The following is a 22,225-nucleotide window of genomic DNA, read 5'->3' as shown; positions in this document are numbered from 1 at the left end:
GCACGCTGTTCAGGACTTTGCCTTGCGCTCCAGGGCTTCAATGCCAGACCAGCTCACCTGCGCCAGCAAGGCCTGCAGCGCCTGCACATCCATGTAGTCGGCACGCGCACTGAGCACGACGCCGTTCTTCAGAACCACATCGAACTCTGCGTGGCTGTTGTCCTTGTGATAGCGCTGACGCAAGGTGCGACCGCCCTCTTGCCAGGTCTTTTCCACACGCACTTCGTCTTCTTTTTCTGACTGGCCCATGCCTGCAGCCATCGCGGCCATCTGGCCCAGCGCCCCTGCATCGGTGATCTCCACCTTCACTTGCCGGTCACCCTGGGTGTAGGTGGCGCTGGCGTGGCTTGTGGGCAGGCCCAATGCGGCGCCGTCTTGCACTTCCAGTGCAGTGCGCGGCATGCCACCCAATTGCTGTGGCAAGGCCGCTTTCAGGCTCTGTGCGGGCAGCGCTTCACTGTTTTGCGCTTTCTCCATCTGGCGTGCCGCCTCTTGCATCTTCTGGCTGGCTGCCTCCAAGCCTGCGACATCCACCGAGACTTTTCCGGAAGGGGTGCTCACCGTCATGCCCCCAGCCCCGCCAAGCGCCACCGAGGGGCCGTGCGAGCGCGTGAAAAGGGAGCTGACCCCCATCATCAACAGCCCCATCACGATGGCGGCCACCACCACCACGGCCGTGTAGGCCAGTGATTTGTCCGGGGCACTTTTCATCAGCACCGGCAAGCCGGTGTAGAGCAGGTAAAACGAATACAAGGCCGCCAGCAGGCCGAGCATGGACAGCGCAGGCAGCAGGGTGAAAACACCGCCCACAAAGGCGGCGGTCATGGAGTAGGCCGCCAGCTTGAGGGCCTGGATCTGGCTCTTTTGCCCGCCGAAAGTCGGTGCCAGCGCATCAATGATCAGCCCAAGGACAAAGACACCCACCAGGCTCAGCGCATACGACAGCACCATGTTGACCAGGCCTGAGACCAGGGGCACGCGCACGGACACCCCGAACACGCTGAAACCAATCAACGACATCCCCACAAAGCCACACAGTGCGGGGATGAGCGCCAGCGGCATGACATAGCCCTTGAACAGGCTGAGCGTATCGGTGGGCTCCGCCTCGATGGTGCTCCAGGCTTGCTGGGGCTGGAGCAGAAGGTGCTTGGCGCGGTCAATGATGGATGGCATGTGCAGGCCCTGGGTTGGCTCGCGAGGAGGCACCACAGGGCCTCAGGCGAATGAAGAAACACACCGCAAGCAGCGCCACAGACTCATGCCACGGACGCCTGGTCTTTGCGCGGGGCGCGGGACAAGGGCTGAACGGGTGCAATGGGCCTGCGCCGCAAGCTGGCGACAGGAAGCGCGGACGATAGTGGACGTTGGCCGCAAAAGCACACGGGTTGCCGCAGTGCGTTGGCAAAACCGTGTAAAAGTGCGCAGGAAGGTGTGCGTCAACCCTGCTGGCGCAGCCCGTCTACCACAGCCTGCAGGTGGAGCGCCCATGCGCGGCGGTCACGGCCCTGAGGGGTTTCGGGCTCGCCGTAAGTCACCACGGCCTCGATGGCGGGGGCGCTGAGCGTGCGCCAGATGGAGCCGAGCAGGGTTTCGTCGCCGATGTAGCTGGGCGCAAAACTCGTGGCACCGCTGGCAAGGTCCACAAACCGGAGCCCCACAGGCTGCACCGGCGCATTGGCCACCACGGCAGCCTGCAGCAAATTGGCATGGAACGGCAGCATGGTGCGGCCGTCGCCCGTGGTGCCTTCAGGGAACACCGCCAGCACCTCGTGCCGCTCCAGGGCCTCTTGCATGGTGCGCACCATGCGCATGGCGTCGCGGCGCGAGCTGCGCTCGATGTACAGCGTGCCCGCCGCCGTGGCCAGGGTGCCAATCAGTGGCCAGCCTTGCACGTCTGACTTGGAGATGAAACAGCAATGGCGCGCAGCGTGCATGACCGGAATATCCAGCCACGAGATGTGGTTGGCCACCAGCATGACGGGCCCACCGACCGGCGGCTGGCCCTGCACCCGCAGCGAAATGCCCACGCAGGCCAGCATCTGCTGCGACCAGGCCTGCACACGGATGTATTGCTGCTCGGGCGTCAGCCGGGGGAATTGCAGGGTGACCACCCACAGCCCCTTGAGCAAATGGCCCAGCAGGCGCAGCATGCGCCAGATGGCACGCAAGGCCTTCATGGTGCGGGCCTGCCTGCGGGTTGCCTACACCGCCGCAATCCCAACTCAGCCTGGCTCACGCTCAAAGGCCACTTGCCCGCCGACGACCGTGGCGCGCACGCTGCCGGGCAGCTCGTAACCCGAGAAGGGCGTGTGCTTGCCCTGGCTGCGCAGGGCATCGGCCTGCACCGTCCATGCGGCCTGGGGGTCGAACACGCACAGGTCGGCCACACCGCCTTCCACGAGCTGGCCCACGCTGGCTTGCAGGGTGCCCAGAGCCGTGCCCAGCACGCGGGCGGGCTCGGCGGTGATGGCGGCCAGCGCGCGCGGCAGCGGCACGCCTTGGTCTTGCGACCACTTGAGTGCCAGCGACAGCAGCAGCTCTAGCCCAGTGGCGCCGGGCTCGGCCTCGGCAAAAGGCAAGGTCTTGGCGTCTTCGTCCACGGGGTTGTGGTCGGACACCAGGGCGTCGATGGTGCCGTCGGCCAGCGCAGCGCTGAGCGCATCGCGGTCGCGCTGCTGGCGCAGCGGGGGCGACAGGCGGGCGCGGCTGTCAAAGAAGCCGATGTCCACGTCGGTGAGGTGCAGCGAGTTGATGCTCACGTCGGCCGTGACCTTGAGGCCATCGGCCTTGGCGCGGCGCACCAGCTCCACACCGGCAGCGCTGCTGATGCGGCACAGGTGCACGCGAGCGCCGGTGGTCTTGAGCAGTTCAAAAATGGTGTGCAGCGCAATGGTCTCGGCTGCCACGGGCACGCCCGACAGGCCCAGGCGCGTGGCCAGCGGGCCACTGGCGGCCACGCCCTTGCCCAGGTGCATCTCTTGCGGGCGCAGCCAGACGGTGTAGCCAAAGGTGGCGGCGTACTGCAAGGCGCGCTGCAGCACCTGGGTGCTGGCCAAGGGCACTTCGGCCTGGCCGAAGCCGACGCAACCGGACTCGGTCAGCTCGGCCATCTCGGTCAGCACCTCGCCTGTCAAGCTGCGCGTGAGGGCGCCCAGTGGGAACAGGCGCGACTGGTGCAGCTTTTCGGCGCGGAACTTGAGCATCTCGACCAGGCCGGGCTCATCGAGCACGGGGTCGGTGTCGGGCGGGCAGACCAGGCTGGTCACGCCCCCGGCCACGGCGGCGGCCATTTCGGATTCGAGCATGCCTTCGTGCTCATGGCCGGGCTCGCGCAGGCGCGCAGCCAAGTCCACCAAACCGGGCAGGACGATGCAGCCCGACGCATCGATGGTGCGGGTGGGGGCGAAATCGGCCGGGGTGCGGTTCAGGCCCACGATGCGGCCCGCCGCCACGGCGACGTCGCCAATCTGGTCAAGGCCCGAGGCGGGGTCGATCACACGGCCGTTCTGGATCAGGATTTTCATGATTTCAAGCCAAATTGGCCGCTATCGCTTGATGGATAAGCGCTAGCAGCTATTAAATACATAGCATTCATACCGCTCAACATTTTGCCCGGCTATTCGCACCACAGCCGACCGAATGCCAGTGCCCCCGTGGAACCGGCTTCGCCGGGCCACTGGGGGCGTCCCCCTTGGGGGAAGACGCGAAGCGGCTCAGGGGGTTAGGCTTCATTTCCGGCAACGATGGACATGACCGCCATGCGCACAGCGATACCGAACGTCACCTGCGGCAGGATCACGCTCTGCTTGCCGTCCACCACGGCGGAGTCGATCTCGACCCCCCGGTTGATGGGGCCGGGGTGCATCACGATGGCATCGGGCTTGGCCAGCTGCAGCTTCTCCTGTGTGAGGCCAAAGCTCTTGAAGTACTCCTGGCTCGATGGCAGCAGCGCACCACTCATGCGCTCGTTCTGCAGGCGCAGGGTGATGATCACATCCGCGTCCTTGATACCTTCTTCGAGCGTGTGGCACACGCGCACACCCATCTGCGCCATGTCGCTGGGCACCAGCGTGCGCGGGCCCACCACGCGCACTTCGGCACAGCCCAGGGTGGTGAGGCCGTGGATGTCGGAGCGCGCCACGCGCGAGTGCAGCACGTCGCCCACGATGGCCACCGTGAGGTTTGAAAAGTCTTTTTTGTAGTGGCGGATGGTGTACATGTCCAGCAGCCCCTGCGTGGGGTGGGCATGGCGGCCATCGCCCGCGTTGATCACATGCACATGGGGCGCCACATGCTGGGCGATCAGGTACGGTGCCCCCGACTCGCTGTGCCGCACCACGAACAGGTCAGCCGCCATGGCCGACAGGTTGGCGATGGTGTCGAGCAGCGACTCGCCCTTGCTGGCCGAGCTGCGCGCGATGTCGAGGTTGAGCACGTCGGCCGACAGGCGCTTGGCCGCGATCTCGAACGTGGTGCGCGTGCGGGTGCTGTTCTCAAAGAACAGGTTGAACACGCTTTTGCCACGCAAGAGGGGCACCTTCTTGACCTCGCGGTCGTTCACGCTCACGAAGTTGGCGGCGGTGTCGAGGATGTGCGTGACGATGTCGCGCGGCAGGCCTTCGATGGAGAGCAGATGGATCAGCTCGCCGTTCTTGTTGAGTTGGGGGTTGCGCTTGTGCAGCACGGTCACGCCTCCTGGACTTGGAACTGGAAAGTGCCCTGGTCATTGCGCGCCAGGGCCAGCGACTGGCTGCCCGGCAACGCCACGCGGGCGGCGGCAAAGTCGGCCTGCACGGGCAGCTCGCGCCCGCCCCGGTCCACCAGCACGGCCAGGCGCACGCTGGCGGGGCGGCCGTAGTCGAACAGCTCGTTGAGCACGGCGCGGATGGTGCGGCCGGTGTAGAGCACGTCGTCGAGCACCAGCACATTGGCGCCGTTCACGTCGAAGGGCAGCGCCGTTTGCGCACCAGCGGCCAGCCCTCGCTGGGCAAAGTCATCGCGGTGCATGACCGAAGACAGCACCCCGGCGGGCCCTTCCAGGCCCAGGTCTTTTTGCAGGCGTTCGGCCAGCCAGGCGCCGCCCGAGGCAATGCCCGCCAGGCGCGTGGTGGGGGTCAGCATGCTGCGCACACCGCGCAGCAGCTCGCGGTACAGGGCCTCGGCGTCGAGCACGAGGCTGCCGGCCTGGCCGGCAGGAGAAGTCGTCATGGGAGGTTCCTCAAAAACTGTTCCAGGATGATGCAGGCCGAGGCGGCGTCGGCGTCCTTGGCGCCACTGGCGATGGCTTCGGTGGTGCTGTAGCGCTCATCCACCTCAAACACCTGCAGGCCAAAGCGCCCGCGCAGTTGGCGGCCGAACTTCAGGGCACGCTGCGTGTTCTCGTGGCTGGCGCCGTCGGGGTGGTAGGGCACGCCAATCACCAGCGCGTCAGGCTGCCACTCTTTGATGCGCAGGGCCACCTGGGCAAAGCGGGCATCGCCCTCGGCCTTGATGGTCTCTTGCGGGCTGGCGGTGCGCAGCAGTCGGTTGCCCGAGGCCACCCCCGTGCGCTTGAGCCCAAAATCAAAAGCAAGAAAAGTCTGAAACTGCGCGGGAACGGCGGGCTGAACGGGAAGCCCGGTCATGCGTGCCCCGCCTCAGGAGAGAGCATCCAGGCCTGCAGGCCCAGCAAACCCAGGGCCCGGTCATAGCGCTCGGGCACGGGGGTGTCAAAAATCACAGACAAATCCGCGCCGACGGTGAGCCAGGCGTTTTCGGCCAGTTCAGACTCCAGCTGGCCCTCACCCCAGGACGAATAGCCCAGCGTGACCAGCACGCGGCGCGGTCCCGCGCCGGTGGACAGAGCCTCCAGCACATCTTTGGACGTGGTCATCGCCAAGCCGCCTGGGATGGCCATGCTGGACGCGTAGGCCGACTCATCGTTTGCCTCGCTGCCTGCGAGCATGGGCTCATGCAGCACAAAACCGCGCTCGGTCTGCACCGGGCCGCCCTGGAACACGGGCGTCTGGGTCAGGTCATCGCGGCGCAAGGACAGATCGACCTTGTCAAACAGGCCTTTGAGGGTGATATCGGAGGGTTTGTTGATGATGAGCCCGAGCGCACCGCGTTCGCTGTGCTCGCACAGGTACACCACACTGCGCGCGAAAGACTCATCTTCAAGACCGGGCATGGCGATCAAAAAATGATGCGTCAGATTGATGGGCGCAGAATCGGAAGACATTGCCCAATTTTAACGGTGAACATGGAGCCTTCTTACGCCACCGGCCTTGTCTGGTTCCGACGCGACCTGCGCGCACTGGACCATGCCGCCCTGTACCACGCACTGACCCAATGCCAGCAAGTGCATTGCGTGTTTGTTTTCGATACCGACATTCTTGCCCCCCTGCCCCGTGCCGACCGGCGCGTGGAGTTCATCCTTGAATCGCTGGTGGAGCTGGACGCACACCTGCGTGAGCTGAGCAGCCATGGCCAGGGAGGCCTCATCGTGCTGCACGCGGCGGCAGCCAATGCGGTGCCGCAGCTGGCCCAAGCCCTGGGCGCCCAAGCCGTCTTCACCAACCACGACGACGAGCCCCAGGCCCTGCAGCGTGACAGCGCGGTGCGCACCCAGCTGGCGCGCAGCGGCATGGCCCTGCACACCTACAAAGACCACACGGTGCTGGAGCGCGGCGAGGTGCTCACCCAGTCGGGCACGCCATACAGCGTGTTCACCCCCTACAAAAATGCCTGGCTGCGCAAGGTGAACGCGTTTTACCTGAAAAGCTACCCGGTGGAGCGCCACGCGCACCGCCTAGCGCCCCGGCCTGCGGCCCATGCGCAACCCGTGCCCACGCTGGGCGATATCGGCTTTGAGCCCACGGCGCTGGCGCAACTGAAGCTGCCCACCGGCAGCCGGGGGGCGCAGCAATTGTTTGACGATTTTCTGCAGCGCATCGAGCGCTACGAGGACACGCGCAACTTTCCGGCCGTGAAGGGACCAAGCTACCTGAGCGTGCATTTGCGCTTTGGCACCATCTCGCCCCGCTTGCTGGCCCGCACCGCGCACGCCTTGGCACTGCAGGGCAATCCAGGCGCTACCACGTGGCTGAGCGAGCTGATCTGGCGTGATTTTTACTTTCAGATCCTTTACCACCACCCGCATGTGGTGGAGCACAGCTTCAAGCCCGCCTACGACGCCATTGCATGGGAGCAAGGCGAGGCAGCCCAGGTGCTGTTCCAAGCCTGGTGCAATGGGCAAACAGGCTACCCCCTGGTCGATGCGGCCATGGCACAGCTCAACCAGACCGGCTACATGCACAACCGCCTGCGCATGGTGGTGGCCAGCTTTTTGGTGAAGGACCTGGGCATTGACTGGCGCTGGGGCGAGCAGTATTTCGCACAGCAACTCAATGACTTTGATCTGGCTGCCAACAACGGCGGCTGGCAGTGGGCCAGCTCGAGCGGATGTGATGCGCAGCCTTACTTCCGCATCTTTAACCCCGTCAGCCAGAGTGAAAAATTTGACCCGGACGGCAAGTTCATACGCCGCTATCTGCCGCAGCTGGCCCACCTGCGCAACGCCGCGCTGCACGCCCCCTGGGAGGCCAAGCCGCTGGAGTTGCAAGAAGCCGGGGTGAGCCTGGGCCACACCTACCCCTACCCCATCGTGCAGCACGACGAGGCGCGTCAGCGGACGCTGGAGCGCTATGCAGTAGTGAAAGCAGCGACGTCCTAGAGTCCGCGAAGGCGGCAGGTGGGGCAAAGCCCCACACCAGCCGCATCCCGCCCATGAAAAAGGCGCCCCGCAGGGCGCCCTTTGTGCGTGGTGCATCAAGACCGCCACTGGCGGCCTTGGTTTTACACCTCGGCAGTCGCAGCCGCAAGGCGCGCGTAGTGCTGAATCAAGCTCAGCAGCTCCTCGTCCGAGTAAGGCTTGCCCAGGTAGTGGTTCACACCCAGTTCCATCGCATGCTCGCGGTGCTTTTCAGCGATCCGCGAGGTGATCATGATGATGGGCAGGTCACGCAGTGCGCTGTCGGCGCGGATGTTGCGGGCCAGGTCGAAGCCATCCATGCGGGGCATTTCGATGTCGGAGAGCACCACGGTAGGGCGTTCTTCTTGCAAGCGTTCCAGCGCCTGCAAACCATCGGCGGCCAACGACACACGGTAGCCTTCGCGCTGCAGCAAACGCTGCGTCACACGCCGCACCGTGATGGAATCGTCCACTACCAGAATCAACGGCACCTGGCTCGGCCCGGCCATCATCGACGAGGTGGGCGCCTTCGGTGCACCAGGGCTGTCGGTCTCCACCAGCATGGACACCCCTGCACTGGCCGCACGCACCTGATCGCCATACACCGTGGACAACGCCACTGGGTTGTAGATCAAGACCACCGCACCCGACGCCAGCACCGACATACCCGCCAAGCCTGGCAGACGCGACAGTTGTGGCCCCAGGTTCTTCACCACCACTTCCTGGTTGCCCAGCACTTCGTCCACGTGCATGGCGATGCGTTGCGAGGCGCTTCGGAAAACAACCACCGGGCGGGTCTTGCCTGCGGGCTCGTTACTGCGGGCAGACGATTGCAACAATGCACCCGACCAGAAGAACGGCACACGCTCCAGGCCATCGTCAAAGTAGCCCGTGCGATAGGCCTCTTCCAGATCCTGCGCGGAGGTGCGGCGCACGATCTCCACCAGATTGGCAGGCACGCCCACAGCGAGGTCACCCGCGCGCAGCATCACCACCTGCGTCACCGCCGTGGTCAGGGGCAGCACCATCCGGAACGCCGCACCTTGGCCAGCCTGGGTGGATGTTTCGATACGGCCGCCCAGGGCGTTGATTTCTGCACGCACTACGTCCATGCCAATCCCGCGACCGGACAAACCCGTCACTTCGGTGGCCGTACTGAAGCCCGGCATGAAAATCAGGTTGGCGGCAACTTCGTCGCTCAGTTCATCCCCGGACTCCATCAGCCCTTGGGCCAAAGCCTTCTCGCGGATACGAGGCAAGTTCAGGCCGGCACCGTCATCGCGGAACTCCACCGACACGTCGTTGCCTTCGTGGCGCAGATCCACCGTGATCGTCCCGGTGGCCGGCTTGCCCGCAGCCAGGCGGGCTTCGGGCTCTTCAATCCCGTGGGCTACGCAGTTGCGCAACAAGTGCTCGAAGGCCGGTGTCATGCGGTCCAACACGCCACGGTCCATTTCAATGGAGCCGCCGGTGATGTCCAGCTTGATTTGCTTGCTGGTTTCCTTGGAGGCCTGGCGAACCACAGCGTACAAACGCTCGGCGATGCCTTCAAACTCCACCATGCGGGTACGCAGCAGGTCACGCTGCAACTCACGCGCTTGGCGGCCCTGAGCGATCAGGTCGTCTTCGGCACCTTCCATGGCGCGTTGCAAATTGCGCTGCACCGTAGCCACGTCGTTCACCGACTCGGCCATCATGCGCGTCAATTCCTGCACCCGCGTGAAACGGTCGAACTCCAGCGGGTCAAACCCTGCGGCAGAGTCTTTGGCCAGCGCCATGCGAGACTGCATCTGCGACTCAGCCTGCACCTCGATGTCGCGCAGTTGTTGGCGCAAGCGGTCCAGGTTGCCTGACAGATCGGTGAGCGAGCTGCGGAACTGGCCCAAGCGCACATCCAGGCGCGAGCGGCTGATCATCACCTCACCCGCTTGGTTGACCAAGCGGTCCAGCAGCTGGGCACGCACGCGCACCGACTGGTTAGCCGCCACACGCAAGGGCGCCAACTGCGACGGGCCAGGCAGGCGCACCGCAGGCGTGGAAGGCATCGCTTCGCTTGCAGCAGTAGGCACCGCAGCCGACTGTGCAGCGTGGGCAGCGGCTGTGTCCGATACCGGTTGCTCTGCCTCAGTGTCTGGCACTTGACCGCCATTGGCACTCAAGGCGTTGAAGTTGGCTTCCAGTCCGTCGAAGCTGGCTTGCAAGGGCTCGACTTGATCGGCAGTGACCGTTTCCACGTCGATCTGCTCAATCGCCGACTCCAGGCGGTGGGCCATTTCACCCAGACGCATTGCCCCGGCCAAGCGGGAGCTGCCCTTGAGGGTGTGCAAGGCACGCAAAACTTCACTGCGCGCGCTGAGATTGTCGGGCCGGGCAGCCCACTGACGAAGGGCACCACCCAATTGGGGCAGCAGTTCGGCAGCCTCTTCCTCGAAGATCGGGAACAGGTCAGGATCAATGACGTCGACCACATCAATGTCGTCGTCCACATCGGTACTGATCACCACAGGCGTGGCATCGCGCTTGACGACCGACAGTGCGGGCGCCACCGGGCGAGGCACCACCACGGGCGCCACCGGCTCTTGGACGACCGGCACTCCGGCGACCGGCTCTTCCACCATTTCTGGCGCCGGCACGACATCGTCCAACACAGCCTCGGCCTCTGCAGACTCTGGCTCGGCATGCAACTGCGTGTGCATGTCTTCCAGATCATCGTCAGGGGGCGACAAGGTGTTGTTGATCTCCGTCTGCAGAATCTGGCGCAAGGCCTCGACCACCTCGGCACTGGGCTCTTTGAGGAAGCCCGCAGCAAACTGGTGCAGCAAGCGACGAATGTCTTCGGCGGCCGCCATGAACACAGCGGCTTGCTCTTCGGTACCACGGGATTGCAGCTGCACATGCTGCAGCGCATGTTCCAGCACCCGCGCCATGTCGGACAACGCCGTAAAGCCCACCGTGGCCGAACTGCCAGCCAGCGAGTGCGCCAAGGCTACAGCGGTGTCAGGCACAGGCTCGTGGAGTTCGAGTGCCCATTCCTGCAGGCTGGTGACCAGACGGCGCGACCATTCATCGGCCTCGTTGAGGTACACGTTGTACAGCGGCAAGCCGATGCGCAGGGTCTCAATGACTTTGACCGCTTCTTCACGGGCCACATCTTCCATGGCCAGATCTGCATCGCTGGCCTCGTCGGGCACCACGGCGGCAGGCTCTGCCACTTCGGCAACAGGCAGGTCCTGCACCACCAAAGGTTCTTCCGCGATGTCCGGAACCGTGAGATCCAACGGTGTCTCTTCGACAGACAACACGTCCACTGCGGGTTCAGCCGCAGCTTCGACCAACTCAATGTCCAGCGCAGGGAGCGTTTCCTCGACCACAGGCAAGGCTTCAGCAGCCACTGCCTCCAACTCTGGAAGCGCTGGCTCCTCTGCCACCGCAGGGGCCGCCGAGGCGTCCATGAAGCCAAGGTCTGGCAATGACAAATCCAGAAGACCATCGTTGGCAGCTTCTGCGGCAACCGCAGGGGCCGAGACAATCTCGGCTGGAGGTGTCGAGGCTGGCTGTTCAGATTCAGACAGTGCCGAGGTGAACGCAGAGAAGTCGATTTCTTCCGCCTCGGTGGCCGTCACAGGCTCTGGCAACAAGACTTCGTCGCTTTCGCTCAGCAGCAAACCATCTGCGGCAATTTCGGTGGACTGGAAGTCCTGGAGTGGCAGTACCGCCTCCACCACTTCAGGCACTTCAGGCACTTCAGGCACTTCAGGCACTTCAGGCACTTCAGGCACGATAGCCTGAATGGGCGCTGCCGCAACAGCATCTGGCAACGCTTGCTCCGCAGCAACGGCCGCTCCAGGCAGGGCCAACGGCACCACTGCGCCTTCGAGACGCATGGCGTCGGCAGAGCGGCGGAACGCATCCGACTGCCACGGCGTTGTCGCACCTGTCGCAATGTCGCTGGCCCATCGATCAAAGGCCTGCAGTGCATCGGATGACAGCTGCAACAAGGCAGGTTGCATCGGCTTTTGCTCGGCCAGCCAGGCGTTGAGCAATTGCTCCATCGACCAGGCAGCTTCACCGAAATCATTCAACCCCACCATGCGCGAGCTGCCCTTGAGGGTGTGGAACGCGCGACGCAACGTGGTTTGTTCGCTGAGGTTGCCGGGTTCGTCGTTCAGCGCCGCAATCGCCGTCGTTCCATTGACCACGACTTCACGGGCTTCCTCCAGGAAGACTTCCAGCAGTTCATCCTCAACAGCCAAAGGCTCTTTGACTGCCAGAACCACAGGCGCGGGCTGTGCAACCGGAGCGGCCACAGGCGCGGGGGCTGTGTCGAAAGAAATCTCGGGGGCCAGCGGTGCCTCCACCGGGGATTCCAGCACCGGTGCCTCGTCCATCGCGCCAGGGAAAGGCGAGAAATCGGTCGGCACGCCATCGGGCTCTTCCACCTGGAAACGCGGAATGACGTCTGGCAACGGCAGCGGTGCGCGTTCTTCCAGCTTGGCAGGTGTTTCTTCACGCGCATCCGAGGCGCGACCACGCACCTTGCCCGTGAGAATGCGCAGCTCGCCCAACTCCTCGTCGTAAACGAACAGCTTGCGCGCCATGGCGCGCTGGTAGCTGAGCATGTCGATCAGGAAGCCCAGGGCCCCCAGGCTACTGCCCAGCTTTTCAAAGGCGCCGGGCTTTTCGTCTTCGGGCACTTCGTTGATCAGCAAACGTTCAACGGTGTCGCGCATGCGCACCACCGCCAACGAAGCCTGGTCCAGGCCCAGCACCGAGAGCACACCGCGCATCTGCGCCATGAAGCCCGGCACGGCAGCCAGCAAAGAAGTATCTTGTGGGCTGCGGAAAAAGAGGTCCATGGCCTTCTCGGCCTCGGCCAAGGTGGCACGCAACTCGTCCACCACACTGCCCATGGTCTGGTTGTCGCTGACACGGCGGTACAGCTCTTCCATCCAGAGTTCCAGAGGTTCTGGCTCTGCGCCGGCGCCCACTGCGGCCAAACGTTCAGCCAGGCGATCGGCGCGCTGCACCATCTGTTCGTCGGCTGCGTCCAGTTCTTCAAAAGCGGCCTGCAGGTACAACACCGAGGTGGCCACCTCCATCGCCAGGGCCGCAGAAGGAGGCTCACCCGTGCGGGTGACGGACTCCATCGTTTGCGTCAAGGCAACTGCCAGGCTTTCGCTGCCGGGGTTGAGTTTGCGCAACGAATCACAGACCAAACTGAACTGGTCTGCTGCGGGCTTGACCTTGTTACGGTCCCCTCCAGCCAAGGCAGACCATGTCTCCGTAGCGGCCGCAATGCGCTTGCGCGCCTGGGCCAGCAAGGCGGGGTCAAAACGACCAAACCGCACAGTTTCATAGTCAACGGGCTTGAAGCGGTCGAGCGCGAACGCGTGCCGAACCGCTTGCAGTGCAGGCGTTTGTGCGCTTTCAGATTGCTTGGCTTGCGAGCAAAAGAACAGCAAGTCCTGGACCAAACGGTCTGCAATGGTGGTGTCACCCTTGGCCAACGTGGCGTACTGCATGAGCACGCGCGACGCGACACGCTTCACGTACACATCGGGCGGCAACAGGCCTTCCGTGAAGGCTTCGAAGAAGCCTGCACAGATCTTCCAGAAAGCGCGGGCTTGGCGATCCTGCTGTGCTGCCACGAACCCCAGGCAGGTATCACGCATGCTGCGAGCGGCCTTGAGGTCGCCCGTTTTCACAATTTTCAGAACCGCTGCATCCAGACGCGCACGCGCATCTGCGCCGTAGAGCAAGGGGGTGGCCGTGACCGTCAGGTCGGGCTCCCTGAAGCGTCGCTCCACCGGCCACAGATCGGCCGGATGCACACGGTCCGCGCCAGCCAGAGCCTGGACATCGCGGTACTGCGGAAACAGCGCGACAGGTGAAGCAGGCTTGCCCGCAAGAACGCTTTCCAGGTACTCGATCAGCGCAAAGCTGGCCCGCTCAATAGTGGCAGCAGCATCGTCAGTGCAGAGTTCAGGGCGCTGTACAAACTTCTGGACAGCGGATTCCATGGCACGCAAAACCAAGGCCGTAGGGCCCATGCCCACCATTTCCAAGGCGCCACTGGCTTGGTGCAGTTGCTGCCTTGCAATGCGCAAAGAACCAGCGTCCAGAGAAGCCAGATCCGATTCATGGGCTTGTTCAGCATCGCGCACAAAGCGGCGCATCGATTTGACGGCCCCGCCGAGGGATTTACGCAGTTCGTCAAGCACCCAAGCCAGTGGCCCGAGATCTTGATCTCCGTGGGTCCACTCTGCGGCCGGTGCATTATTGACATCAATAGATGACATGGATTCGTCCCCGGCTGCAAAGAGCCAGCTGGTTGATGACTAGCGTCAGGCGATCTTGAAACGTGCCACCGATTGGCGCAGTTCTTCGGCCATATGCGAGAGCTCACGAACCTGTTGTGCCGTGGTGCGGGTACCTTCACCCGTTTGCTCGGTCACCGCAAAAATGTGCTGGATGTTGTCGGCCACTTCGTTGGCCAAAACGGCTTCACGGGATGTCGAAGACGAGATCAGCTCGATCAGTTCAGCCAGACGGCGCGACACGCGGTCAATTTCAGACAGCGCGGTACCAGCAGAGTCAGACAGACGCGCACCTTCCACCACACCCTGCGTGGAACGCTCCATAGCTGCCACAGCGTCTTGGGTATCGGTCTGAATGGCCTTCACCAGCGCAGAAATCTGGCGCGTCGCATCAGCGGAACGTTCCGCCAGACGCTGCACTTCTTCCGCCACCACAGAGAAGCCACGACCGGCTTCACCGGCAGATGCGGCCTGAATAGCTGCGTTCAGCGCCAGCACGTTGGTCTGTTCGGTAATGTCAGAAATCAGCTCCGTAATTTCACCAATCTCTTGCGAGGACTCACCCAGGCGCTTGATACGCTTGGAAGTGTCCTGGATCTGGTCACGGATGGAGTTCATACCACCGATGGCGTTTTGCACGGCCTGCAGACCGGAGTCAGCGGCTTGCAGCGATTGGCGGGCCACCGTAGCAGACTCTTGGGCTTGGGTAGACACTTCGTTAATACGGGTCGCCATGTCCAGAACCGAGCGGCCGGTTTCACGAATTTCGCGCAGCTGCTCGGTCGAAGCCGCCAGCAGTTCGGTCGAAGTGCTGTCCACCTGGGCCGTTGTTTGGGCCACTCGGGTCGCCGTGTTCTGCACGCTGCCCACCAGCTGGCGCAACTCTTCCACCGTGTAGTTCACCGAGTCGGCAATAGCGCCGGTGATGTCTTCCGTCACCGTGGCTTCCTGGGTCAAGTCACCTTCAGCCACCGATTGCAGTTCGTTCATCAAACGCAAAATAGCGGCCTGGTTGGCGTCATTGACGCGCTTGGCTTCCTGTTCTTGGCGCTTGGCGTCCTTTTGTTGAACTTCCGCAGTGCGTTGGCGGTTACGGCTGTCCAGCAGCTGAACACGCGAGAGCAAGAAACCGCAAACCAGCAAGAACGCGCTGGCCAGCACCAGGGCAGCCAATTGGCCGGCGCCCACACCGGTTTGGGCAGACAGCTTGCTTTGCAGCGTTTCCAGTTGGCGACGCAGTGGTTCGCTGTCTGCAATGATGGCGGACTGGGCTTCACGCGCAGACACCAGACCTTGCAGGTTGCCCAGAATCGCGCTGGCTTGTGTGCGCGTCTGTTCGTACAGCTTCACCAGCCCGTCCAATTGCTCGCGGGTCTGCGCGTCCTTGGTGGCAGCCAAACGCAGTTCAGGGCTACCGTCCAACATGCCTTGTGCGATTTCCTTGAACGAGTTCAAGTCCTTGCCCAGCAAGAACACGGCCTCAGGGCTCACGCCTTCCATGGTCTGGAATTCGTTGGCAGACTTACCGATACGCTGGGTCAACATCACCAGCTGGCCCGCTGCAGAGATTTCAGAGGCTGGAGCGTTTTGCTGCAGTTTCAAGGAAGACACTGTTTCAGCGATTTCCAGCAGGTCGGACGACTGGCGGTTGATGGTGCGCAGAGCGTCACCCACCTGGGTCAGGATCTTTTGCTGGCCCATCACCACGCCAGCGTTGCGCTCAGCGCGCTCCATCATGGGGTTCACAGCATCCAGTTCCGGCTTGTAGGGCTCGCCCAGCGCAGGCACGCCCAACTCGCCATCACCACCGGTCAAAGCGCGGATGTTACGGGCCAACACGCCCGAGCTTTCCACCACGTCCGGAAACGCTTGGGGGCTACCCACCAGCGCCTGCGAAACCGATTTGGCCAAACGCTGCGACTGCATCAAGGACTGCCCGGTCGCAGCCAGTTGCTGCGCAGACTGGTCGGCTTGGCGCAGCACCCATGCGGCAATCACACCAAGGGTCACCACGCCCACGGCCAGCAATGCCAGCAAACGTCGCTGGTGCGCAGCCGCTGTCGCACTGCCCAGCACAGGCAAAACAATCTGTTCTGCTTCAACGCCGAGGGCGTCGGCCGAATCGGCCTCAGGAGAGTAAGAGTCACCCTCGCCTTGAACACTGTTCATGGCATCCACCTGATAGGGGTCACGCGATGTGCCCCCATCGGAGGTGCCAGCAGACAGCAAATCGTTGTTGCCGTCAGCACCCGGCTCTGCATCTTGCGGTGCAGGCTTGCGGTTGAACAGTTTTCCAAATTGATTGACGACGGACATGGTGCGGCCTTACAGAAAAACTCAAGCACTGATGCTCAGGAATGCGGGATGTTGGGACAGGATTTGGAGATTCAGCTCTTGCCAGCGAACGCCACCCGCGTCGACATAGACAGTGCCGAAAAAGGCAGGAGCATCTTCAGGAGGCGCCTCGGACGACACAAAGGCATCCGTGCCGCGCAAGCCAGCCAGGCGGTCCACCAGCAGCGCCGCATTGACATCCAATACGGCGTTGAACGCCAGCAGACTGGACTCCGACAGCATTTGCTCGGTCCGCTGCACGGACGAGCCCAGCAGGCCAGCCAGATCGACCACCCCCACCAAGCCACCGCGCAAATTGGCAACTCCCAGGAACCACGCCTGGGTGTAGGGCACAGGCTGCACAGCAACCCAGGGGAAAATTTCGCCCGACTGCGCCAGAGGCAACAAATAAGACTGGCCAGCAGATTCGACTGCCAGCCAGGATGACACGGACAAGCCCTCAACCCTCGCGGCCTGCAAACGGCCGGCAAGACGTACCTGGAGCTCCCGGAGGGCTTCGCGATTGGCCATGAACGCGCCGCTGCCTCAGTTCAGTGCGTCAATTTTGGACTGCAGCTCAGCCGGGTCCACCGGCTTGGTGATGTAGCCACGGGCACCTTGGCGCATCCCCCAGACGCGGTCTGTTTCCTGGTTTTTGCTGGTACACATGATGATGGGCACATCGGCATACAGCGGGTCGCGGCTGATGGCACGGGTCAGTTGAAAGCCGTTTTGGCCAGGCATGACAACGTCCATCAAGATCAGGTCTGGCTTCTCTTCAGCCAGACGACGGAAAGCTTCTTCGGCGTTTTCTGCCGTGCGCACTTGCATGCCTTTTTTCTGCAGCAGGTCTGTCAAAAACATCAACTCGGTCTTCGAGTCGTCGACGACCAGCACTTTCTGGATGGGCATTACATCGCTCCTAGTTGGGAATTGCCAAATTGCTGCACAGCCTGCAGCAACTGGTCTTTGGTAAAGGGTTTGGTGAGGTATTCCTGGCAGCCGACCATGCGGCCACGGGCCTTGTCGAACACACCGTCTTTGGAAGAAAGCATCACCACCGGGGTATCTGCAAAACGGGCGTTGCGCTTGATGATCGCGCAGGTTTGATACCCGTCTAACTTCGGCATGAGGATGTCACAGAAAATCAGCTGAGGCTGATAGTCGTTCACCTTGGCCAAAGCATCGAAGCCGTCGTCAGCCAACAAGACTTCGTGCCCCCCCTGCTTGAGAAAAATCTCGGCGCTTCGACGGATGGTGTTGCTGTCATCCACCACGAGCACCTTGAAAGATGCGCCTGTTGTAGTCAATTGTTACTGCTCCCGATGGAAAAAATAAACACCGCAGCAGGAGCCGCGCTTCAAATCTGCACCATCTCAAAATCTTCTTTGCGTGCTCCGCATTCTGGACAAGTCCAGTTCATGGGGACCTGGTCCCAAGGCGTGTTGGGTGCGATGCCATGTTCGGGCGAACCAGCCGCCTCGTCATAGATCCAACCACAGATCAAACACATCCACGTCTTAGAGTCGATCACAGCTTAATGGGCCTTCACATAGAATGCAACGATTGTATCTAGTCATCTCTGCGGGCTGCTGCTTCTATGCCACCATTGATGCAGGAACTGGATCATGACAACTCACAACCCCCTCCCCCCCGCGCCCGACGACCTGGACAGTGACGACGCATCGGACGAATCCAGCCCGGCTTGCATTCTGGTCTTCAATGCCAGCGACCCCAGCGGCGCAGGCGGCCTGACGGGCGACATTGCCACCATTTCTTCCGTGGGCGGTCACGCCATCGCCGTGGTCACGGGCGCTTACGCACGTGACACCGCGCAGATCTTCGAGCACTTCTGCCTGGATGACGAGGCCGTGGCCGAGCAGGCCCGTGCCGTGCTGGAAGACATGCCCGTGCAAGCCATCAAGGTCGGCTTTGTGGGCAGCCCCGAGAACATCAGCGCCATTGCCGAGATCACCACCGACTACGACGAGGTGCCCGTCATTGCCTACATGCCCAACCTGTCCTGGTGGCGCGAAGAGCTGATTGACGAGTACCTGGATGCCTTTCGCGAGCTGCTGCTGCCGCAGACTTCAGTGTTGGTTGGAAACCACAGCACGCTGTGGCGTTGGCTGCTGCCCGACTGGAGCAGCGACCGCAGCCCCACCGCCCGCGACATTGCCCGTGCGGCCTCCGAGATGGGCGTGCCCTACACCTTGGTCACCGGCATTCCACTGCCCGAGCAGTTTGTCGAAAACGTGCTCGCCTCGCCCCAAACCATCCTGGGCAGCGGCAAGTTCGAGCTGTTTGACGCCACCTTCTCCGGCGCGGGCGACACCCTCTCGGCCGCGCTCACGGCCCTGGTGGGCAGCGGCAACGACCTGGGCGAGGCCACCAGTGAAGCCCTGAACTACCTGGACCGCTGCCTGGACGCAGGCTTTCGTCCCGGCATGGGCCACATCATTCCCGACCGCATGTTCTGGGCCCAGCCCGATGACGACGAGTCAGAAGACAGCGAAGCAGATTCCCTTGACGAAACACAGGCCATCGAAGGCTTTGTAATGCCCCCCCATGACACCAAGCACTGATCTCAATATTCCCCTGTTTGAACGCGCCAAGGCGCTGATCCCCGGCGGCGTGAACTCGCCGGTGCGGGCCTTCAAGGCCGTGGGCGGCACGCCCCGCTTCGTCAAGCGCGCGCAAGGCGCCTACTTCTGGGATGCCAACGACCAGCGTTTCATTGACTACATCGGCTCCTGGGGCCCCATGATCCTGGGCCACGGCCACCCTGCGGTGCTCGAAGCCGTGCAAAAGGCGGCGCTCGAAGGCTTCAGCTTCGGCGCCCCCACCGAGCGCGAAGTGGAACTGGCCGAAGAAATCCTGAGCCTGGTGCCATCGATGGAGATGATCCGCCTCGTCAGCTCGGGCACCGAAGCGGGCATGAGCGCCATTCGCCTGGCCCGTGGCGCCACCGGCCGCAGCAAGTTCATCAAGTTCGAGGGCTGCTACCACGGCCATGCCGATTCGCTGCTGGTCAAGGCCGGCTCGGGCCTGGCCACCTTTGGCAATGCCACCAGCGCGGGCGTGCCGCCCGAAGTGGTGCAGCACACCCTGGTGCTGGAATACAACAACATCCCCCAGCTCGAAGAAGCCTTTGCCTTGCACGGCAAGGAACTGGCCTGCGTGATGATCGAGCCCATCGCGGGCAACATGAACTTTGTGCGCGCCAGCGTGCCCTTCATGCAGCGTTGCCGCGAGCTGTGCACCGAATACGGCGCGCTGCTGGTGCTCGATGAAGTGATGACGGGTTTCCGCGTAGCCCTGGGCAGCGCGCAAAGCGTGTACGCCAAGAGCATCCCCGGCTTCAAGCCCGACATCACCGTGCTGGGCAAGGTGATTGGCGGCGGCATGCCGCTGGCGGCCTTCGGCGGCCCGCGCGCCATCATGGAACACCTGGCCCCGCTGGGCGGCGTGTACCAGGCAGGCACCTTGTCGGGCAACCCGGTGGCCACCGCCTGCGGGCTGACCACGCTGCGCGAGATCAAGAAGCCCGGCTTCTTCGATGCGCTGTCGGCCTCCACTCGCTCGCTGGTCGATGGTCTTGCGCAAGCTGCCAAGGAAGAAGGCGTGCCCTTCAGCGCCGACTGCGAAGGCGGCATGTTCGGCTTCTTCCTGCTGCCCGAGCTGCCCCAGAACTACCCCGCCGTGCTCAAGACCGACAGCGCCCGGTTCAACCAGCTGTTCCACGGCCTGCTCGATCGCGGCGTGTACATCGCCCCTGCGCTGTACGAAGCTGGCTTTGTCAGCGGCGCCCACACGGCCGACGACATTGCCGCCACAGTGGCCGCTGCGCGCGAAGTGTTCAAAACACTATAAAAAAGATAGCTTCTAGCGCTTATTGGATAAGCGCTAGAGCCCTATTTTCTTTCAACCTGTAGCAGAGGCGACAGCCCCTCTGCCCGGTTCACACCATCGTCATGCGGCGCAGGCAGTCTCGGGGGCTTTACCCCTCCGCCCTGCGCCATGACCGACAAACTCCTCTCCTCCCCCCACCCGCTGCGCGACGCCGCCGAGGCCCACCCCAGCCGCCGCCGATTTGTGCGCCAGATGGGCTTGGCTGCCGCTGCCCTGGGCACCCTGCCCTTGGCCGCATGCGGCGGCAGCGACGATGTGCCCGCCGTGCAGTTTGCCCACGGCATTGCCAGTGGCGACCCGCTGGCCGACCGCGTGATGCTGTGGACGCGGGTGACGCCCCCCGCAGGCCACACCAGCGACATCCCCGTCGATTGGGAAGTGGCCACCGACAGCACCTTCACCACCCTCGTAGCGCAGGGCCAGACCACGGCGCTGGCCAGCAAGGACTTCACCGTCAAGGTGGACGCCACCGGCTTGAAGGCCGCCACCGCCTACCACTTCCGCTTCAAGGCCTATGCGGCCACGTCCACCACCGGCCGCACCCGCACCCTGCCCACGGGCAGCGTGGCGCAGGTCAAGCTGGCGGTGTTCTCGTGCGCCAACTACCCTGCGGGCTACTTCAACGTGTACGCCGACGCCGCCAAGCGCAACGACCTGGACGCCACCGTGCACCTGGGCGACTACATCTACGAATACGGCCAGGGCGGCTACGCATCGGCCAACGCGGGCGCCATGGGCCGCCTGTCTGCCCCTGCCAACGAGATCCTGAGCCTGGCCGACTACCGCCAGCGCCACGCCCAGTACAAGACCGACCCTGACCTGCAAGCCCTGCACGCCGCCGCGCCCATGATTGCCATTTGGGACGACCACGAAGTCGCCAACGACACCTGGCGCGACGGCGCAGAAAACCACCAAAGCGCCACCGAAGGCAGCTTCAGCGCCCGCAAGGCCGCCGCCATGCAGGCCTACCACGAGTGGATGCCCACCCGCAACGCACAGCCCGAACTCATCTACCGCAGCTTTGCCTTTGGCAACCTGGTGGCCCTGCACATGCTCGACACCCGCGTCATCGCCCGCGACGAGCAACTGAGCTACAGCAAGTTCTTCACCGCCAGCGGCTTGGATGCGGCAGGCTTTACGGCGGCCGTGGGCAGCCCCACCCGCCAGCTACTGGGCACCACCCAAACGCAGTGGCTGCAGCAGCAAATGGCCGCATCCACCGCCACCTGGCAGGTGCTGGGCCAGCAGGTGCTGATGGGACGCATGAACATCCCTGCGCCCATCCTCATGGAAACCCTGCAGCCCGGCGCAGGCGTGAGCGTCAGCCAGTACGCAGCCCTGGTGGCCCGTGCGCAAAGCAACCCCAGCAGCCTCACGCCCGCAGAGCAGGCCATCCTGGCGCAACCCTCCATCCCCTACAACCTGGACGCCTGGGACGGCTACCAGGCCGCACGCGAAACGGTGCTGGCCACCTCGCGCAGCCTGGGCAAAAACCTGGTGGTGCTGGCGGGCGACACGCACAACGCCTGGGCCAACGAGCTGCTGGACATGAACGGCAAGGCCGTGGGCGTGGAGTTCGCCACCTCGTCCGTCACCTCGCCCGGGTTTGAGGAATACCTGCCCAATGAAAAGCCCGCCACACTGGCAGGCGCGCTGGAGCAGCTGATTGGCCCGCTGCAATACTGCGACACCTCACGCCGCGGCTACATGGTGGTCACCGCCACGGCCACCGAATGCCGGGCCGACTGGGTGTACGTGAGCACCATCACCAGCCGCAGCTACACCGCCAGCACGGACAAGTCCCTCAAGGTGGTGGCGGGCGCTGCGGGTGTGGGGCGCATCGTCGCAGCCTGAGCCTCGGCTTCGACTGGCTCAGCCCGAACGGTGGGGGTTCTGGCTGGGTTCTGATGGCGGTTGGATGGACCGCCAA

Annotated in this window: 17 protein-coding genes; 4 read left to right on the top strand and 13 right to left on the bottom strand. The window is 63.4% G+C overall.

Going from position 1 to position 22,225, the window contains the following annotated elements; translation table 11 throughout:
- Window positions 1-9: 9 nt before the first annotated feature.
- From CLU86_RS00315 to CLU86_RS00285, 7 genes are all read right to left on the bottom strand, one after another.
- Window positions 10-1,173 carry a Yip1 family protein gene (locus tag CLU86_RS00315; protein ID WP_099740169.1) on the bottom strand — a complete coding sequence of 388 codons (1,164 nt, stop codon included), beginning with the start codon at window positions 1,171-1,173 and terminating at the stop codon, window positions 10-12.
- A 263-nt stretch (window positions 1,174-1,436) separates the two neighbouring features.
- Window positions 1,437-2,177: a 1-acyl-sn-glycerol-3-phosphate acyltransferase gene (locus CLU86_RS00310; RefSeq protein ID WP_099740168.1), complete on the bottom strand. Its 741-nt coding sequence runs from the start codon at window positions 2,175-2,177 to the stop codon at window positions 1,437-1,439.
- A gap of 45 nt (window positions 2,178-2,222) precedes the next feature.
- Window positions 2,223-3,524: a dihydroorotase gene (locus CLU86_RS00305; protein WP_099740167.1), complete on the bottom strand. Its 1,302-nt coding sequence runs from the start codon at window positions 3,522-3,524 to the stop codon at window positions 2,223-2,225.
- 197 nt (window positions 3,525-3,721) lie between these two features.
- Window positions 3,722-4,684, bottom strand: coding sequence for an aspartate carbamoyltransferase catalytic subunit (locus tag CLU86_RS00300; protein WP_099659029.1), 963 nt, complete (start codon window positions 4,682-4,684; stop codon window positions 3,722-3,724).
- A gap of 2 nt (window positions 4,685-4,686) precedes the next feature.
- Complete coding sequence (gene pyrR / locus CLU86_RS00295; protein ID WP_099740166.1) at window positions 4,687-5,208, bottom strand: bifunctional pyr operon transcriptional regulator/uracil phosphoribosyltransferase PyrR; 522 nt, start codon at window positions 5,206-5,208, stop codon at window positions 4,687-4,689.
- Entirely contained in the window at window positions 5,205-5,624 is a 420-nt protein-coding gene (gene ruvX, locus CLU86_RS00290; RefSeq protein WP_099740165.1) for a Holliday junction resolvase RuvX, read from the bottom strand. Before ruvX ends, pyrR begins: the two co-directional genes overlap by 4 nt.
- Window positions 5,621-6,220: a YqgE/AlgH family protein gene (locus CLU86_RS00285; protein WP_099658090.1), complete on the bottom strand. Its 600-nt coding sequence runs from the start codon at window positions 6,218-6,220 to the stop codon at window positions 5,621-5,623. Before CLU86_RS00285 ends, ruvX begins: the two co-directional genes overlap by 4 nt.
- A gap of 21 nt (window positions 6,221-6,241) precedes the next feature.
- Here CLU86_RS00285 and CLU86_RS00280 point away from each other — a divergent pair, with 21 nt between their 5' ends.
- Window positions 6,242-7,714 carry a deoxyribodipyrimidine photo-lyase gene (locus CLU86_RS00280; protein ID WP_099740164.1) on the top strand — a complete coding sequence of 491 codons (1,473 nt, stop codon included), beginning with the start codon at window positions 6,242-6,244 and terminating at the stop codon, window positions 7,712-7,714.
- 122 nt (window positions 7,715-7,836) lie between these two features.
- Here CLU86_RS00280 and CLU86_RS00275 read toward each other — a convergent pair whose 3' ends face one another.
- The 6 genes from CLU86_RS00275 to CLU86_RS00250 are packed head-to-tail and all read right to left on the bottom strand — an operon-like array spanning window position 7,837 to window position 17,917.
- A complete protein-coding gene (locus tag CLU86_RS00275) occupies window positions 7,837-14,031 on the bottom strand; it encodes an Hpt domain-containing protein (RefSeq protein WP_099740163.1) in 6,195 nt (2,064 codons plus the stop codon).
- 45 nt (window positions 14,032-14,076) lie between these two features.
- Window positions 14,077-16,365, bottom strand: a complete 2,289-nt coding sequence (locus CLU86_RS00270) for a methyl-accepting chemotaxis protein (protein WP_099658087.1) — start codon at window positions 16,363-16,365, stop codon at window positions 14,077-14,079.
- A gap of 21 nt (window positions 16,366-16,386) precedes the next feature.
- On the bottom strand, window positions 16,387-16,914 hold the full coding sequence (locus CLU86_RS00265; protein WP_099658086.1) for a chemotaxis protein CheW: 528 nt from the start codon (window positions 16,912-16,914) through the stop codon (window positions 16,387-16,389).
- Window positions 16,915-16,929: 15 nt separating this feature from the next.
- Entirely contained in the window at window positions 16,930-17,295 is a 366-nt protein-coding gene (locus tag CLU86_RS00260; RefSeq protein WP_044398821.1) for a PleD family two-component system response regulator, read from the bottom strand.
- Entirely contained in the window at window positions 17,295-17,693 is a 399-nt protein-coding gene (locus tag CLU86_RS00255; protein ID WP_044398823.1) for a PleD family two-component system response regulator, read from the bottom strand. The genes CLU86_RS00260 and CLU86_RS00255 overlap by 1 nt, the downstream gene beginning before the upstream one ends.
- A gap of 50 nt (window positions 17,694-17,743) precedes the next feature.
- Window positions 17,744-17,917: a rubredoxin gene (locus CLU86_RS00250; RefSeq protein ID WP_099658085.1), complete on the bottom strand. Its 174-nt coding sequence runs from the start codon at window positions 17,915-17,917 to the stop codon at window positions 17,744-17,746.
- A 94-nt stretch (window positions 17,918-18,011) separates the two neighbouring features.
- Here CLU86_RS00250 and CLU86_RS00245 point away from each other — a divergent pair, with 94 nt between their 5' ends.
- From CLU86_RS00245 to CLU86_RS00235, 3 genes are all read left to right on the top strand, one after another.
- A complete protein-coding gene (locus CLU86_RS00245; protein WP_099740162.1) occupies window positions 18,012-18,968 on the top strand; it encodes a bifunctional hydroxymethylpyrimidine kinase/phosphomethylpyrimidine kinase in 957 nt (318 codons plus the stop codon).
- Window positions 18,952-20,256: a glutamate-1-semialdehyde 2,1-aminomutase gene (hemL, locus tag CLU86_RS00240; protein WP_099740161.1), complete on the top strand. Its 1,305-nt coding sequence runs from the start codon at window positions 18,952-18,954 to the stop codon at window positions 20,254-20,256. Before CLU86_RS00245 ends, hemL begins: the two co-directional genes overlap by 17 nt.
- 147 nt (window positions 20,257-20,403) lie before the next feature.
- Entirely contained in the window at window positions 20,404-22,149 is a 1,746-nt protein-coding gene (locus CLU86_RS00235) for an alkaline phosphatase (protein WP_099740160.1), read from the top strand.
- Window positions 22,150-22,225 lie beyond the last annotated feature (76 nt).

Origin of the sequence: Acidovorax sp. 62 (assembly GCF_002754495.1) — a bacterium.
Classification (GTDB): domain Bacteria; phylum Pseudomonadota; class Gammaproteobacteria; order Burkholderiales; family Burkholderiaceae_C; genus Acidovorax.
The sequence above is the reverse complement of the archived record's forward strand: the minus strand, read 5'-3'. Positions and strand labels throughout refer to the sequence as shown.